The following is a 14,732-nucleotide window of genomic DNA, read 5'->3' on the forward strand; positions in this document are numbered from 1 at the left end:
ATAATCTTACATTTGAATTCATATATAAAAGATGAAATAAATGGATTGGATAAAGCTTTAGTTATAATTTATTTCAACTCTTTCATCTTTCAATTTTTTAATCAAGTATCTATTTTATGCAGTTTCAAGGGCAAATTTTAAAAATGACGAGCTTTAATGATGAGCCGATTCAATATTATCTTAATCTTTCGGGTGATCTGATTCATATGAATGAATTGTTCGGAAAAGAATTAACGATAAAGCATACAGGATTTCAATGTGTGAACTGTGGAGAAAATAAGCCTATTTACAGAATGGGGTTTTGCAAAAGCTGTTTTTTTGAAAGTCCGTATGCCAGCGAAACCATTATCCGTCCCGAACTTTCTACCGCACATCTGGGAATTGCCGAACGTGATCTTGAAGTGGAAAAAGAAATCCAGATTCAGCCGCATACCGTTTATCTGGCCTATACGGGAGATGTAAAAGTTGGAGTGACTAGAAATACACAAATTCCGACACGATGGATCGATCAGGGGGCAACATTTGCTTTACCAATTGCAAGAACTGAAAACCGTTATGAAGCAGGAATGATAGAAGTGGCTTTAAAAGAACATCTGGCAGATAAAACAAACTGGAGAAAAATGCTTCAGGATGATTTTGAAGATGAAGTAGATCTGCAGGATTTTCAACAGAAAATAAAAGAATACTTTCCTCAGGATTTTCAGCAATTTTACAGCGAAGGAGAAAATCTCTGGAAATTCGACTATCCGTACGAAAAACCTGAAAAAATAACCTCGTTTACCTTGGATAAGAAACCTGAGTTTACCGGAAAACTGACAGGGATTAAAGGACAATATTTACAATTCGACAACACACAGTTTATTAATATAAGAGGGCATGAAGGGTATGTGATAGAGCTAAATGTGAAAAATTAATCTTATATTTAAGATAAATTAAACCAAATCACAAAAATGAACAAATGGGTTAAAAAGATTTTAATCGCTTTTGCCGGCTTGCTAGGAATTGTATTGCTGGCTAACTTTGGATTGAATATTTGGCTTAAAACCCAGCTTCCCAATTACATCAAAAATAATACAGATTACAAAGTCTCTTACAAAACGCTGGAGGTTGATTTGATTTCCGGAAATATTTTGTCTTCTGGAATCAGTGTTAATAGTAAAAATCCTCAAAATGTAAACGTTATCGGCTTGCAGGGAACTATTGATACTTTAAAAATCAGCCGTTTTGGTATTTATGATGCTCTTTTCAATAAGCAGATTAGTTCTTCTGATTTGCTGTTGTCGAAGCCTAATTTAAATATCATTTTAGCAAAGCCTGTCGATACAAAAACGGGTAAAAAAAGAAATCCTGTTTCCTTTGAAAATATAAGAATCAATGACGGTTCTGTGACTATTTTCAAGCATACAAAACAAGAGTTTTTATCGATCAGGCAGCTTCATTTATTTGTCGAAAATCTTCAGATGACGGAAGAATCAGTAGAAAATAAACTTCCGGTTGTTTTTGATAAATATGATATTCAGGGAAAAGATTTTTTCTTCCGACCGAATACGATGTATGCTGTCACGATTCATTCGATAAAAACTTCTAACGGGCAGATGATGGTGGATAATTTCAAATTAAATTCTCTACTTACATTCGATCAGTTTAAAAGGTTTTATCCTAAAAAATCAAAACTTTTTCAGTTTGAGATTCCTAAAATGGAATTTAAAGATATTGTGTTGAAAAAAAATAAGGTTTCTTTGGCAAATGCCAATTTTCAGAACCCCTCGCTTACCGTTTACATAACGAATGCTATTCCTGAGAAAAAATCTTCAAAACCATTGAATTTTGAGCTGAATCTGGATGATATTAAACTCAATAATGCCACGGTTCAGATGATGAAGCCAGATGGAAATAAATTATTATTTGCCAGAAATCTGAATGTAGACATCAATCAATTAAAATTCGATAAAGAAACGGCATCGGAAGTTATTCCGGTAGGTTACAAAAGTTTTCAGTTTTCGGGTAAGGATATTGTGTATTCCAATCATCAAAACTTCAATGTTGGAAGTATGAGTTTGAGTCCCAAAAATGGTGAATTAAGAAATATTTCTGTCACTCCGAATACAAATGACCCGGGGAAAAGAGCAATGAATCTTAAAACCAATCTTGTTGCTTTTACTGTTAATAAGTTTGAATTTATTGATAAAAAATTGAATCTCGATGTTAAAGATGTTTTAATCGATCATCTTAACGGAACGATAAAAGCGGGAGAAAATAAAATCAAAAAAACACCGAAAGAAAATAAGGTGAATTCTATTTTGGTGAGAAAAGTTTCCTTAAAAAATTCAAATATTACGTATGATAAAGGCAATGAACCGCTTGTATTTAATGAATTAAATGCGACCGTTAATGATATTGATATTCAGTCTAAACCCAATAATCATGGGCATAATATTAAGGTGAGAGATTACTTTCTGACGACGAAAAACTTTGCATACAAAACAAAATTCTACAATTTAAGTGTCGGACTTTTAAAATTAAATAAAAATAGCGTTCAGATTAGCCAATTTGCAATGAAACCTCTTGTTTCCAGAGCTCAGTTTATCAAAATGATTCCTGTTGAACGAGATTTGTATGATTTGAAGGCCAATCAGATTACAGCCAATGGAAATTGGGATTTGTTTTCCCAGAATAAATTCATCAATGCTAATAATGTCACTATTCAATCGGCGGATGCTAATATTTTCAGAAGTAAAATTCCGAATGATGATCCTAAAGAAAAACCGTTGTATTCGAGGATGTTGCGTTCTATAAAAATTCCGATGGTTGTTAATAATCTGAATTTGAAGAACTCAATTTTAGTATACGAAGAAGATACACCAAAAAGTGCAGGGCCGGGAAAACTGACGTTCAGCAACTTTAATATGAATGTTAAAAATTTAAACTCGGCAAAAACAAAAGGCAAACCAACGCGTGTTGACATAAAGATCGATTGCTCATTTATGGATCAGGCTCCGTTGTCTGTTAACTGGAATTTTGAAGTGGCCAATACCAACGATGTTTTCAATATTTCAGGAAGAGCTTCAAATCTTCCTGCTGCAGAGATCAATCCGTTTATTCGTCCGTATTTACATGTGACGGCTACAGGAACGATTCAGGAAATGCTTTTTAATTTTAAAGGGAATCCTAAAGGTTTGAACGGAACTTTTAATCTTAAACATAAAGATCTGAAAGTGGCAATTTTAGATAAAAATAATCAGGAGAAAAAAGGTTTGCTAACGGCGGTTGCCAATCTTTTGGTAAAATCTGACTCGGGAAATCTGCCACAATCGGTAACCATTGAAGATGTGGAGCGAGATCCTACAAAATCATTTTTTAATCTTTTTTGGAAAGGTATTGAGCAAGGTTTGAAAAAAACTTTAATTGGAATAAACGTAGACAAAACCAAGAAAAAAGTTGAAAATACAGTGGCTGCTGTGAAAGATATGAAACAATCTGTAAAAGAGGTGAAAGAACAGATTAAAGCTAAAAAAGATGAGCCAAAACCTCAAAGCGAGGAAAAAGAAAAAAAAGGTTTCCTAAAAGGAATATTTAATAAAAAAGAAAAATCCGAAACGGAATAAGTTTCGGATTGTATATAAAGTTAGATCACTTTTATTTTAAAAATTATATTCTTCGCTCTCTTCTACCGGAATGTCTCTTAAAAATTTATCAAAATCTTCGCCGGGATAATTACTTTCTGCTCCGTAAGAATCGATGATCATTCCGATATTTCCGGTGGTGTCTTTTAGTACATAAAGGACAACATTATCTGCAGGATTACTGTCACCTTCAAAACGGTATGTTTTTAAGATCGTTAAATCTGAGGGTTTGTAATTTTTTTCTGAATTTTCGAGTTGCATTTCACAACTTTCATTCATTCTGAATTCTCTGTGAATGCCTCTTTGTTGTAGTTTTTGCATGACCTGACTGAGCGTTGTCATTCTGTCAATATTTTCTTGGTTTTCCATAATAATATTTTTCTTAATAAGTGCAACAATTAAACCATTGGTATTGTGAATGTGGTAGTTTGATGAATATTATTCTTTGCGTAAATAATTTTTAATGTTAACAAAAATTATAATGACATTAAAAGAAATAGGTATGCTTTTTGCAATAGACAATTTAATAAATCGGACAAAATATGAAAAAAGAAGTTGGAGTTTTACTGGCAGGAGGAGTTGGTCTTTTGGCAGTATTAAGCATAATCGGCATCAAAAAAATATTACACAAAAAAGACAAAAAATATAGTGATACCTATTCAGATTATCACAGACACTTTGATGAAAAATACCACGATGATGAATATCATGGTGTGGAGTTTTACGCACTGAAGTAGTAAAAAAATATATTAATTATGTTTAAATCCAGCACTGTCAAGGTGTTGGATTTTTTTGTGGAAAACTTTAACATTCAAACTCGTGATTATATAAAATTTCCACTCTAAATTTATAGCTGAAATGCAGAACGAAAATATCATAAAAGGGCAGGGAGCACAACGAAATGTTATCAATCATTTCGATAAATATACTTATGAGCCTGAAGAGGAAGATTTCGAAACAATGAAAACTACTTTTACCGAAGTTTTTCCGAAAACTATTGTGAATCAGGTTAAAAGTGAAGATCTTCCGATGGAGTATTCCATGAATCCTTATCAGGGTTGCGAGCACGGATGTGCTTATTGTTTTGCACGGCCAACGCATGAATACTGGGGCTACAGCGCGGGAATTGATTTTGAAAGAAAAATTATGGTGAAAAAGAATGCACCACAATTACTGGAAAAGTTTTTTCAGAAAAGAGGCTATCAACCTGCTCCGATTTTACTTTCTGGAAATACAGACTGTTATCAGCCAGCCGAACGACAATTCGAAATCACCAGACAATTACTGCAGGTTTGTCTTGATTACCGACATCCTGTCAATATTCTGACAAAAAATGCGATGGTTTTAAGAGATCTTGATATTCTGAAACCTATGGCGGAGAAAAATCTGGTTTCTGTTTCGTTAAGTATTCCGACAATTAATGAAGATCTTCGAAGAAAAATGGAACCGAGGACAAGTTCTGCCCAAAATAAATTAAAGGCGATAGAAATTTTATCGGAAAATAATATTCCGGTTCATGTGATGGTTGCGCCTATCATTCCGGGATTAAATAGTGATGAACCTTTAACTATTTTAAAAACGATTTCTGAAGCCGGTGCTCAGAGTTTTGGCTATACATTAGTTCGGTTAAATGATGCCGTGGAGCCTGTTTTTGTAAAATGGATTGAATCTGCTTTTCCGGATCGAGCGCAGAAGGTATTAAACTTAATCCGTTCTATGCGTGGAGGAAAGCTGGGTGAAAAAAGATATTTCGACCGACAAAAAGGGGAGGGTAATATAGCAGAGATGGTTCATAATACATTCAAAATCGGAAGGAAAAAGTTTTTTGAGGGTAAAGAGTTTCCGAAGTTGTCTGTGAAGGATTTTACGGGGAGTAAAGATCAGCAGTTGAGATTGTTTGATTAATGCATATTATTGCTTGTGCTAAGGTTTATTTTTAATTCCAGTTTTTTTATTCTTTCTTTTAAAAATAAAACTTCTTCGGCGAGACTTTTTTCATGAACTGTGTGATTGTTTTTCACATTAATTTCATCAAGATCAATGTCTAGCAGTTTTGCAATTTTTTCCCATTCGTAGGCTGTGATTTTTATTTTCCCGGCTTCTCTTTTCTGATATTGCGTCTGGCTTATTTTCAGATACGTGGCAACATCGGCCTGTGAGATTTTTTTCGATTTCCGAATCGAAATTAATTTAGTGTTTTTCATTCGAGTTATACAGTTTTATACTAATTTAGCAATATTTCTTTAAATGTTGAAATATAGCCTGTAAAAAGCTATAATTTTCGGTTTTTCATGAGAAAATAGTTTGATACATTTGAAATGTCGCTGATGACACAAAACAAATTAATAATTATTCTTATGAAAAATCTAAAGAAACTTTTAAGAGAAGATTTAAAGACAGTAAAGGGAGGTTTGGCACAACCGTCAGGAGATTACAAATGCTGCTGGAAAGGAACTAGCAACTGTAGTTCTACCGTACACCACGATCACTCAACAGGAGGAAATCTAAGTTGTGTAGAAGGAGCAGTTTTAACTCCGGCTTAATGGCTTAAACCTTAAAAATCATAGGGCTGTTGTTTTTGAATAACAGTCTTTTTTTTGTTAAACTAATGCCTATTTCATGAGAATATTATTTATTTTATTTTTTGTTTTTAATTATTCATTCGCTCAGACGACAAGATTTATTTATCAATATGAATTTATCCCTGATGGTACACTTCCTAAGGTCATTAGCAAAGAATATATGTTCTTGGATGTACACCAGAAAGACTCTCAATTTTACAGTTACAGAAATTACAATGTAGATTCTACGGCAGTAGCCTATAAAAAGAAAGGGTTATTTTATATGCCTCCCAATCGGGAATATATTAATTTTAGAATCATAAAAAACCTTCAGAATAATGAGGTGAGCATGATCACTAAAGTTAATTCTACGGTATACAGTGTTTCAGACGGAAGAGAAATAAACTGGAAGATTACGAATAAGAAAAGTAATATTTTAGGCCATGCTGTGACAAGTGCTGAAGCCAATTTTGGTGGTAGAGTTTGGACGGCATGGTTTGCTTCCGATATTCCTATTCAGGATGGCCCTTATAAGTTTAAAGGGCTTCCGGGTATTATTCTAAAGGTGGAAGATGATAAAAAAAATCATGTTTTTACAGCGATACAAATTATAAAGTCTAAAAGTAATGAAGATTACCCTTCAACCGAAAATTCAAAGCCTACGAAACAGATTACTCAGCAGGAATACAAAAAAATATATACTGAATACAGAAAAGATCCTCTGAAGCATTTACGAGGCAGATATCCTGATCAAACGGATACCAGCGGAAATTTCCGAACGGGAGAGCAGGTTTTCAGAGATGAAGAAAAGCTTTTTAAAAACAAGATTAAAAAAGATAATAATGTATTGGAGATCGACCTCCTGAAAATATAATTTTCCCAAAACAAAAAACCGCTCCCAAAGGAACGGTTTTCTTATAATGTATGATTTTTGATCTTACATATCATCTACCGGGCATTTGAAATCATCAGTGCAAGCTGCACAGATAACAACTCCGTTGCAAGCGTACATACAAAGTTCTGGTTCCGGAAGTTTTACACCTCCTGCTCCGGTAATTGATTTTAATTGGCCTTTACTTAGTTTTTTTAGATTTTTCATAATGATTTAATTATAAATTTGATACTTAAGTAAAGATAATTAAAATTTGATTAACTCAAACAACTGTGGTATATTTTACAGTTAAATTTTTATCAATCCCAATTCTACCAGTCTTTCATGCAAAAATTCTCCGGCTGTGGTGTCTTCATACAATTTAGGATTGTTCTCGTCTACACAGTTTTCAAGCGCATTTAATGACATTGTGCTTACAGGATGCATAAAGAAAGGGATAGAATATCTTGAAGTTCCCCACAATTCTCTTGGCGGATTTACCACTCTGTGAATCGTAGATTTCAATTTGTTGTTGGTATGTCTTGATAACATATCACCAACATTAATCATCAATTCGTCTGGTTCTGCGATTGCATCAATCCAGTCGCCGTTGTGATTTTGTACCTGAAGACCTTTTCCCTGAGAACCCATTAAAAGAGTAATGAGATTAATGTCTCCGTGAGCAGCAGCTCTTACCGCGTCATTAGGTTCTTCTTGGATCGGCGGATAATGAATAGGTCTTAGGATAGAATTTCCTTCTGCAATTTTATCATCAAAATAAAATTCATCCAAACCAAGATAAATCGCCAAAGCTCTCAAAACATATTGTCCTGTTTTCTCAAGCATCTGGTAAGCTTCCTTACCTACTTCGTTGAATTTTGGAAGTTCTTCAACGATTACGTTTTCAGGATATTCGCTTTTGTATTTGGAATCATCAGACACATATTGTCCGAAATGCCAAAACTCTTTCAAATCTCCTTTTTTGAAACCCTTTGCAGTTTCCTTTCCAAATCCTACATAACCTCTTTGGCCACCAATTCCGGGAATTTCATACTTAAGTTTCGTTTCCGTTGGAAGTTCAAAAAAGTTTTTCACCTCACCATACAGGTCATCTACAAGGTTGTCATCAAGAAAATGGCCTTTTAAGGCTACAAAACCAATTTCTTCATAAGCTTTTCCGATTTCATTTACAAATTTCTGTTTGCGTTCCGGGGTACCCGAAAGGAAATCACGCAGGTCTACACTAGGTATTTTGTCCATTTTAGAAATTTAACGTGACTGCAAAATTACATTTTTTTTAAATTAAATGTTTTTAGAATTAGGTATTTATAAACTAAATTTGTGATATGAAAAAATATTCTTCTAAGAGAAGTATTCAGATACTTGCACATCTTCTTCAGCAATATGGAATTTCAGACGTGGTTATCTCTCCGGGATCCCGAAATGCACCTTTAGCGATTCACTTTGCAGAAATGCCGGGTGTTTTTAATTCCTTTAGTATTGTGGATGAAAGAAGTGCCGCTTTTGTCGCTCTGGGAATGTCGATCAGCGAGAAAAAACCTGTAGCCATTACTTGTACAAGTGGTTCGGCGGCGGCCAATTATTATCCGGCGGTTACAGAAGCATTTTATTCTAATATTCCGTTGTTGATATTAACAGCCGACAGACCTACGGATTTTGTAGATATTTTCGATGGACAAACCATTAGACAGAATCAACTTTTTCATCAGCATTCTTACGGAGATTTCCAGTTGTTGGAAGACAGTAAAGAAAATGCAGAAGATATTAATTTTGATATAATTAAAAAAGCGATCGAACTTTGTATTGAAAAGCAGGGACCGGTGCATATCAATATTCCGTTGGAAGAACCTTTGTATGAATTGGTTTCAGAACTTCCGACTTTTCCAAGTGTGGAAAAAACACTCAAACATAAAGAATATGAAATTCCTTCTAATTTAGTAGCTGACTGGAATACTTCACAAAGAATTTTATTACTTGTCGGAACCAGAAATTACAACCCGGAACTTGAAAATCAATTAACGCAATTGGTTAAAAATCATTCTGTTGTTGTTTTGAGTGAAGCGAATTCTAATTTGCATTACGAAAAGTTTTTTAAGCATATCGACCGTTATATTTACAATTTCACGGAAGACGATTTCAAAACTTATGCTCCCGATTTGTTGATTACAGTGGGACAAAATGTAGTTTCTAAAAAAGTGAAACAGTTTTTGAGAAAAGCACATCCGAAGCAGCACTGGCATCTGGATGAGGTTTGGCAGCCGGATACATATTTCGCTTTAACGGAGAAAATTGAAGTAAAACCTGAAGTTTTCTTTTCAAAATTATTAAACTTCGTAACTCTTGAGCCTAAACCTTATTTCAATCTTTGGGATGTTTTAAGAGATAAAAAAGATGCTAAGCACGAGCAATATTTAAACAGAGTTGAGTTTTCCGATTTCTATTTCTTTAATAAAGCTTCTCAAACCATTCCTGAAAATTATAATATTCACTTCAGCAACAGTTCGGCGATTCGCTATGCGCAGTTGTTTGATTTCGGGAAAAGAAAAATGTACTGCAACCGAGGAACCAGCGGAATCGACGGTTCTACGTCTACAGCGATGGGTTTTGCGATAAAAAATGCTAATCCAACCTTATTGATTACAGGAGATTTAAGCTTTTTCTATGATATTAACGGACTTTGGAATCAATATATTCCGCCATTTGTAAGAATTATTATCTTCAATAACGGAGAAGGGAATATTTTCAAAATTATTCCGGGGCCAGGAAATGCCAATCCAAATACGTTGGACGAATTTATCGCAACGAAGCACAAAAAGCACGCAGAAAGTATTGCTAAACATTTCGGATTCTCTTACACGAAAGTGGAAGATGAGCCAACGCTAGATAGGGTGCTGGAAAATTTCTTCAAGCCAGATTTGCAGCCTAAAATATTAGAAGTCAACACCTATGGTAAAAATAGTGCTGACGTTCTAAAGGCTTATTTTGAATTTATGAAATAAAATTAAAGATCCAAATATTCTTCATTACCCGGTAGATTGATAATTCGGGCTATTGGGTAAATGAAGTTTTCATCAAAATCATTTAAAGAGTTAATCAGTTGAAAATGAGAGAATTGTTTTAGATTTTGTAAAGTGATCTCAGTTTCTTTAATCTCCTTTGATTTTAAAAGATCCTGTCTTTGAACTCCATTCAAAAGATAAGTGTTGGGTGTAAACCATTCTTTACCTTTCAAAAACAAAAGATTCGAAAAAGAAGTATCGGTAATGTGGTTGTTTTTAACGATGATAATTTCCTCTGCTTTAGATTTCATCTTCATTCTTTCCAGCTCTTTTCTGTCTTCAAATTTGAAAGAATAGTCGAAACTGTTGTTTTCAACTAGCTGAAAATCTTGTATTTCCGGAATTGCATACGGAATCATCTGGGTACGCACTTTTTTATCCAGATCATACACAATTCTGAATTTGAAAAGCCCATCTTCATCATGCTCAAGATGTTCAAATATTTTTTTTAAATCAATAGACCCTTCTTTCCCGAAATGGGCAAAGGTTTGATTTACACGTTTCTGATGATACTCCAACAGGTAAATTTCCTGATCTTCTACTTTAATGCTTTCAATGAATTGGGACATAAATTTTATTTTTCATTTCCTGATACTCGTCTTCTAATTTACTCATGTGAGTGATGCCGCCGCCACTTTTGAAATAAAGTTCTTTCCCTTCTTTTTCAATAAAACGGATCATCACACAGCTGTCTACATTTTTACCGTCAAACCAACCGCAAACTCCCGTGTAATAGCCTCTGTCAAACCCTTCGGCATTCAGGATAATTTCCAATGTTTTTGGTTTTGGAGCTCCTAAAATAGAACCGGCCGGAAGCAGTTGTTGCATAATACTTCCTACTTTTCCATCAAATTCAGGTTTTAAAACCCCTGAAATTTCAGAACTCATGGCATACAAATCTTTTTGTTTTGTTTTAATGAAATCAATGTGTTGAAACTGATCTACCTTCACATCATCTGCCACCATGCTCAAATCGTTTCGAAGCAAATCTACCACCGTGTAGTGCTCTGCTTTTTCTTTCTTATCATTCTTCAGAATTTCTGCCGCATTTTCCAAAGACGCATCTATGGTTCCTTTCATCGGATAAGTCAAAATTTTGCCGTCGATGATTTTCACAAAAGTTTCAGGAGAAAAAAATACGAAAAAATCTTTATAAAAAACCTTGTATTTTGCACGAGAATGATAAAAAATTTCTTCAAGTGTTAAATTTGTTTCAATTTTCGTTTTTCGAGTATAATTTACCAGATAAGAATTTCCTAAACGAATATTTTTCTGAACTTTATCAAAGCCAAGTTTAAAATTTTCCATCGTCTCAGGAAATGATTTCCATTCTATATTTTTCTGTAATTCTTCTTGCTTTTTGGTGTTTGAAAAGTTTTGAAAATCAATTAATAAGCCTGATTTTTCGATTTCATTTTCTTTGAAGATTACTACATTTTCTGTAAGGAAGTCTACGATGAAGAAATAGGGAACTTTCTGAAGAGAAAGTTCGTCCATTTCCATAAATTTTTGATGATTCACTGAAAACATTCGGCAAAAATAATTATTAGATGTTTACTTTTGCATAAATTTTTTTTAATGCAGAACAAATATCCTCAGAAACCGGGAATTGATTTTATACTGAAGCAGGCTTTTTTTTATTGGAATAAGACGTTGGTTTATCAACTGGTGTTTTCCATCATCTATTTTGCGGTATTTTTTACGGCGTTCTTTTTTCTCGCTTCCCGATACGGAATTTGGGCGATGAATCAGGAGCTGGCAGACTCTTTTAAAATCGGTACGACAGAATACATGAAAAAAATTACCGAAGTAAGTGCCACGGAAAGTTATCAGAGTTTCACCTACGGAATTTTGGCAACCTTTATTTTTTTATATCCTTTAAATCTTGGCTTTTTCCAGATTTTCAGAAAGATCGATCTAAAGGAGAAGTTGGAATTAGGTGATATTTTTGCAGGTTATAGCGGAATTAATTTCTTCAAATACATCGGATTCTATATTTTCTGGATGTTTACTTACCTTTTGGTTGCTCAAACCATTATTTTACCCGTTGTTTGGGTGGTTGTGACGCTATTTGCTGCACCGTTGATGTTTTATACAGGAAAAGGTACTTTTGAAGCCATCGCATTAAGCTTTAAAGCATTGAAAATGTTCTTTGTTGAAATTTTGGTGTGTGTAATGGTTGCTTTTTTCTTTAAATACATCGGTTTTGCCTTATTTTTAATAGGCGGATTATTCACTTTCCCGTTTTGGAATGCGATGATTTATTCATTATATAAAACTGTTTTTTCAGAGAAAAGTTAAATTTCAGATTGTTTTACGATAAGTTTTATCAAAAAAAGCTAAATTTGATAAAATCACTAAAATATTAAACAATGTCTGACTTTAACGAATTCGATCAACAGGGATCTGTACCTTCCAGAGATACGGGATCTATTATTTCGCATGCTTTCGAGATGTATAAAGGCGTTTTTCTTTATGCTATTGTTGCTATGATTATTTATCTCATCGGTGGATTTTTGATACAAACCATCAGTGGTTTTAATTCCGCAAGCTTTGCCGAAGAAATAAGAGATGCTGGAGGCGATTTTACCGATTTCAGCTATTGGAATGCACCGGGATTTTCAACCTATCTTACTTTATCTGGTTTGTTGAATATTTTATTGGCACCTTTGTATGTAGGATTGATTTTTATTGTCAATAAATTCAACACAAAAAATACCATCGAGTTTTCAGATTTATTTGTAGGCTATCGTCAGAATTTTGTTAATATTTTGGTTTATAGCCTTCTTTCAGGAATTCTTTCAACCATTTCAATGTGGTTTTGTTTCTTCCCATTCTTTTTTGTTTTCCCTTTGTTGATGTTGGGATATCCTATTCTTTTGTTTGAAAATGCTTCAGCAACCGAAGCTTTAGGCAAGTCTTACAATATTGCCAAAGAAAATTATGGAACGTTTTTGGGTGCAACATTTTTAGGATTGTTAATTTCCTTCGCAGGAATCATTCTTTGCGGAATCGGAATTATTGCAACCGCCCCATTCATCATGGTAGTAATGTATTCTCTTTACTGCGCCTTTTTAGGAAAACCAAGACAAATATTATATAAACAATAATGAACAAAGGAGAACAAATTAGCAGCGTTAAAATAAAGCAGGTTTTTTTGCTTGCCATCATTTTGGTGTTGGCGGGATTGATCTGTTTTAATCTAGCCCTTTTTATTCCATCGGTTTTAGGAGCTATCACGATTTACGTGGTCTGCCGAAAATATAATTTCTATTTACAGGAAGAGAAAAAATGGAAACCTTGGGCTTCATCATTGGTCTTAATGCTTGCCAGTTTAATCATTCTTATTCTACCGATTTATTTCATTGCCGATCTTTTAATTGAAAAGCTAGGAAATGCGCAGGCCTATATGGATAAGTTTAATGTATTTCTTGAAAAAATTCATACCTATATTTATTCTAAAGTTGGTTTTGATATTCTCAGTAAAGAAAATATGGATAAGCTGAAAAGTTCTGTCGGGCAGTTTTCTACTAAAGCTTTAAGCGGCACTTTCAATACCTTGACGGTAATCATGTCTATGTATTTTATTCTTTACTTTATGCTTGAAAGACCGCGGTTTTTTGAAAGAATTCTGGCTTCTTCAGCACCGCTAAAAAGATCAAATGTTTCTTTGATTGGCGAAAAGATGCGAAAGCTGATTATGGCAAACGCCATTGGTATTCCCGTTGTAGCACTGGGGCAAGGTCTTGTTGGTCTTGTAGGATATTTTATCTTTGGAGCTCCAAGTCCGGTTTTGCTTTTTGCTTTAACGGCGGCGACATCTATGATTCCTGTTGTGGGAGCTGCGATTATCTACGTTCCGGTCTGTATTTATATGATCGCGAGTGGCGACACGGGAACTGGATTGGGATTGGCTGCGTATTGTATTATCGTTGTTGGTTTAACTGATAATGTATTGCGTTTTACACTTTTGAAAAAATTAGAAGATATTCACCCTTTAAATACCGTTTTCGGAATCATAATGGGAATGAATTTGTTTGGTTTCATGGGATTGATCTTCGGGCCGATTCTGATTTCCCTGACGCTTTTGTTAATTCAGGTTTATCGAAATGAATTTTCAGATGATGATACGCCCGATTTAGCATTGCCCAACAATGAAGATGACGATCTTGAAAATAAAATTGATATAATAGTATAAAAGTGGAAGGAATAAACCCTGAAATATTAAATGAAATCTGTGTCGTAAAAATGCCTTTTGGAAAATATCAAGGCACAATTCTGGCAGATTTACCCATAAGCTATCTTGAATGGTTTTACCGTAAAGGAATGCCTCCCGGAAAATTGGGAATGCAACTTTCGACCATTTATGAAATAAAATTAAATGGTTTGATGGATTTGCTGACTCCGATTCGCGGTGGAGCGGTGAGCTATGAAAAACCTAAAACAAAGACTTATAAGTTCTAGGATATAGTTTCGGCGGCGGCAGCTTCGCTAGTCTTGGTCGGAAGAAATTCCGACCATTTAAGTTTTAAAAACTTTATCTGGATTCCCTCCGGCAAAGATGATTAATATGGCAGTAATCATATCCCTTAGTTCC

17 protein-coding genes are annotated in these 14,732 nt (G+C 34.3%); 11 read left to right on the forward strand and 6 right to left on the reverse strand.

The genetic code is table 11. The features are described 5' to 3' along the window. Nucleotides 1-116: 116 nt before the first annotated feature. Together ABEG63_RS20940 and ABEG63_RS20945 are read left to right on the forward strand one after the other, a co-directional pair. Nucleotides 117-914 (forward strand): DUF2797 domain-containing protein, encoded by a 798-nt coding sequence (locus ABEG63_RS20940; RefSeq protein ID WP_312390496.1) that lies wholly within the window; start codon nt 117-119, stop codon nt 912-914. 36 nt (nt 915-950) lie between these two features. Beyond that, nucleotides 951-3,605 (forward strand): hypothetical protein, encoded by a 2,655-nt coding sequence (locus ABEG63_RS20945; protein WP_346587363.1) that lies wholly within the window; start codon nt 951-953, stop codon nt 3,603-3,605. 36 nt (nt 3,606-3,641) lie between these two features. Here the strand turns inward: ABEG63_RS20945 and ABEG63_RS20950 are convergent, their stop codons facing one another. Continuing rightward, nucleotides 3,642-3,992 carry a hypothetical protein gene (locus ABEG63_RS20950; protein WP_346587365.1) on the reverse strand — a complete coding sequence of 117 codons (351 nt, stop codon included), beginning with the start codon at nt 3,990-3,992 and terminating at the stop codon, nt 3,642-3,644. A 173-nt stretch (nt 3,993-4,165) separates the two neighbouring features. On the opposite strand from ABEG63_RS20950, the gene ABEG63_RS20955 reads away from it, so the two are divergent. Next, the gene (locus ABEG63_RS20955; protein ID WP_267403830.1) at nt 4,166-4,360 is read left to right on the forward strand and encodes a hypothetical protein; all 195 of its coding nucleotides are present in this window, start codon (nt 4,166-4,168) and stop codon (nt 4,358-4,360) included. 121 nt (nt 4,361-4,481) lie between these two features. Continuing rightward, nucleotides 4,482-5,528 carry a PA0069 family radical SAM protein gene (locus tag ABEG63_RS20960; RefSeq protein ID WP_346587367.1) on the forward strand — a complete coding sequence of 349 codons (1,047 nt, stop codon included), beginning with the start codon at nt 4,482-4,484 and terminating at the stop codon, nt 5,526-5,528. Here ABEG63_RS20960 and ABEG63_RS20965 read toward each other — a convergent pair. After that, on the reverse strand, nt 5,525-5,827 hold the full coding sequence (locus tag ABEG63_RS20965) for a helix-turn-helix transcriptional regulator (RefSeq protein WP_346587369.1): 303 nt from the start codon (nt 5,825-5,827) through the stop codon (nt 5,525-5,527). The two genes, ABEG63_RS20960 and ABEG63_RS20965, sit on opposite strands and share 4 nt — an antisense overlap. A 153-nt stretch (nt 5,828-5,980) precedes the next feature. On the opposite strand from ABEG63_RS20965, the gene ABEG63_RS20970 reads away from it, so the two are divergent. Both ABEG63_RS20970 and ABEG63_RS20975 read left to right on the forward strand, forming a co-directional pair. Beyond that, complete coding sequence (locus ABEG63_RS20970; protein ID WP_267403836.1) at nt 5,981-6,166, forward strand: hypothetical protein; 186 nt, start codon at nt 5,981-5,983, stop codon at nt 6,164-6,166. 76 nt (nt 6,167-6,242) lie between these two features. Next, a complete protein-coding gene (locus ABEG63_RS20975) occupies nt 6,243-7,058 on the forward strand; it encodes a GLPGLI family protein (RefSeq protein ID WP_346587371.1) in 816 nt (271 codons plus the stop codon). Nucleotides 7,059-7,121: 63 nt separating this feature from the next. Here ABEG63_RS20975 and ABEG63_RS20980 read toward each other — a convergent pair whose 3' ends face one another. Together ABEG63_RS20980 and ABEG63_RS20985 are read right to left on the reverse strand one after the other, a co-directional pair. Beyond that, the gene (locus tag ABEG63_RS20980) at nt 7,122-7,283 is read right to left on the reverse strand and encodes a hypothetical protein (RefSeq protein WP_346587373.1); all 162 of its coding nucleotides are present in this window, start codon (nt 7,281-7,283) and stop codon (nt 7,122-7,124) included. Between the two features lie 81 nt (nt 7,284-7,364). After that, the gene (locus ABEG63_RS20985; protein ID WP_346587375.1) at nt 7,365-8,315 is read right to left on the reverse strand and encodes a 2-oxoglutarate and iron-dependent oxygenase domain-containing protein; all 951 of its coding nucleotides are present in this window, start codon (nt 8,313-8,315) and stop codon (nt 7,365-7,367) included. Nucleotides 8,316-8,401: 86 nt separating this feature from the next. Here ABEG63_RS20985 and menD point away from each other — a divergent pair, with 86 nt between their 5' ends. Continuing rightward, nucleotides 8,402-10,075, forward strand: coding sequence for a 2-succinyl-5-enolpyruvyl-6-hydroxy-3-cyclohexene-1-carboxylic-acid synthase (gene menD / locus ABEG63_RS20990; protein WP_346587377.1), 1,674 nt, complete (start codon nt 8,402-8,404; stop codon nt 10,073-10,075). A gap of 2 nt (nt 10,076-10,077) precedes the next feature. On the opposite strand, the gene ABEG63_RS20995 is transcribed toward menD, so the two are convergent. Both ABEG63_RS20995 and ABEG63_RS21000 read right to left on the reverse strand, forming a co-directional pair. After that, on the reverse strand, nt 10,078-10,704 hold the full coding sequence (locus tag ABEG63_RS20995; protein WP_346587378.1) for an aminotransferase class IV: 627 nt from the start codon (nt 10,702-10,704) through the stop codon (nt 10,078-10,080). After that, nucleotides 10,688-11,665, reverse strand: a complete 978-nt coding sequence (locus ABEG63_RS21000) for an aminodeoxychorismate synthase component I (protein ID WP_346587380.1) — start codon at nt 11,663-11,665, stop codon at nt 10,688-10,690. The genes ABEG63_RS20995 and ABEG63_RS21000 overlap by 17 nt, the downstream gene beginning before the upstream one ends. Nucleotides 11,666-11,713: 48 nt before the next feature. On the opposite strand from ABEG63_RS21000, the gene ABEG63_RS21005 reads away from it, so the two are divergent. The 4 genes from ABEG63_RS21005 (at nt 11,714) to ABEG63_RS21020 (ending at nt 14,599) form a co-directional block, all read left to right on the forward strand. Next, nucleotides 11,714-12,436, forward strand: coding sequence for a hypothetical protein (locus tag ABEG63_RS21005; RefSeq protein WP_346587381.1), 723 nt, complete (start codon nt 11,714-11,716; stop codon nt 12,434-12,436). A 71-nt stretch (nt 12,437-12,507) separates the two neighbouring features. Then, on the forward strand, nt 12,508-13,245 hold the full coding sequence (locus ABEG63_RS21010; protein ID WP_346587383.1) for a beta-carotene 15,15'-monooxygenase: 738 nt from the start codon (nt 12,508-12,510) through the stop codon (nt 13,243-13,245). Then, nucleotides 13,245-14,333, forward strand: coding sequence for an AI-2E family transporter (locus ABEG63_RS21015; protein WP_346587385.1), 1,089 nt, complete (start codon nt 13,245-13,247; stop codon nt 14,331-14,333). Before ABEG63_RS21010 ends, ABEG63_RS21015 begins: the two co-directional genes overlap by 1 nt. Nucleotides 14,334-14,344: 11 nt before the next feature. Continuing rightward, nucleotides 14,345-14,599, forward strand: coding sequence for a DUF3820 family protein (locus ABEG63_RS21020; RefSeq protein WP_267403882.1), 255 nt, complete (start codon nt 14,345-14,347; stop codon nt 14,597-14,599). Nucleotides 14,600-14,732: the final 133 nt, after the last annotated feature.

The organism is Chryseobacterium sp. C39-AII1 (genome assembly GCF_039672645.1).
Taxonomy (GTDB): Bacteria; Bacteroidota; Bacteroidia; order Flavobacteriales; family Weeksellaceae; genus Chryseobacterium.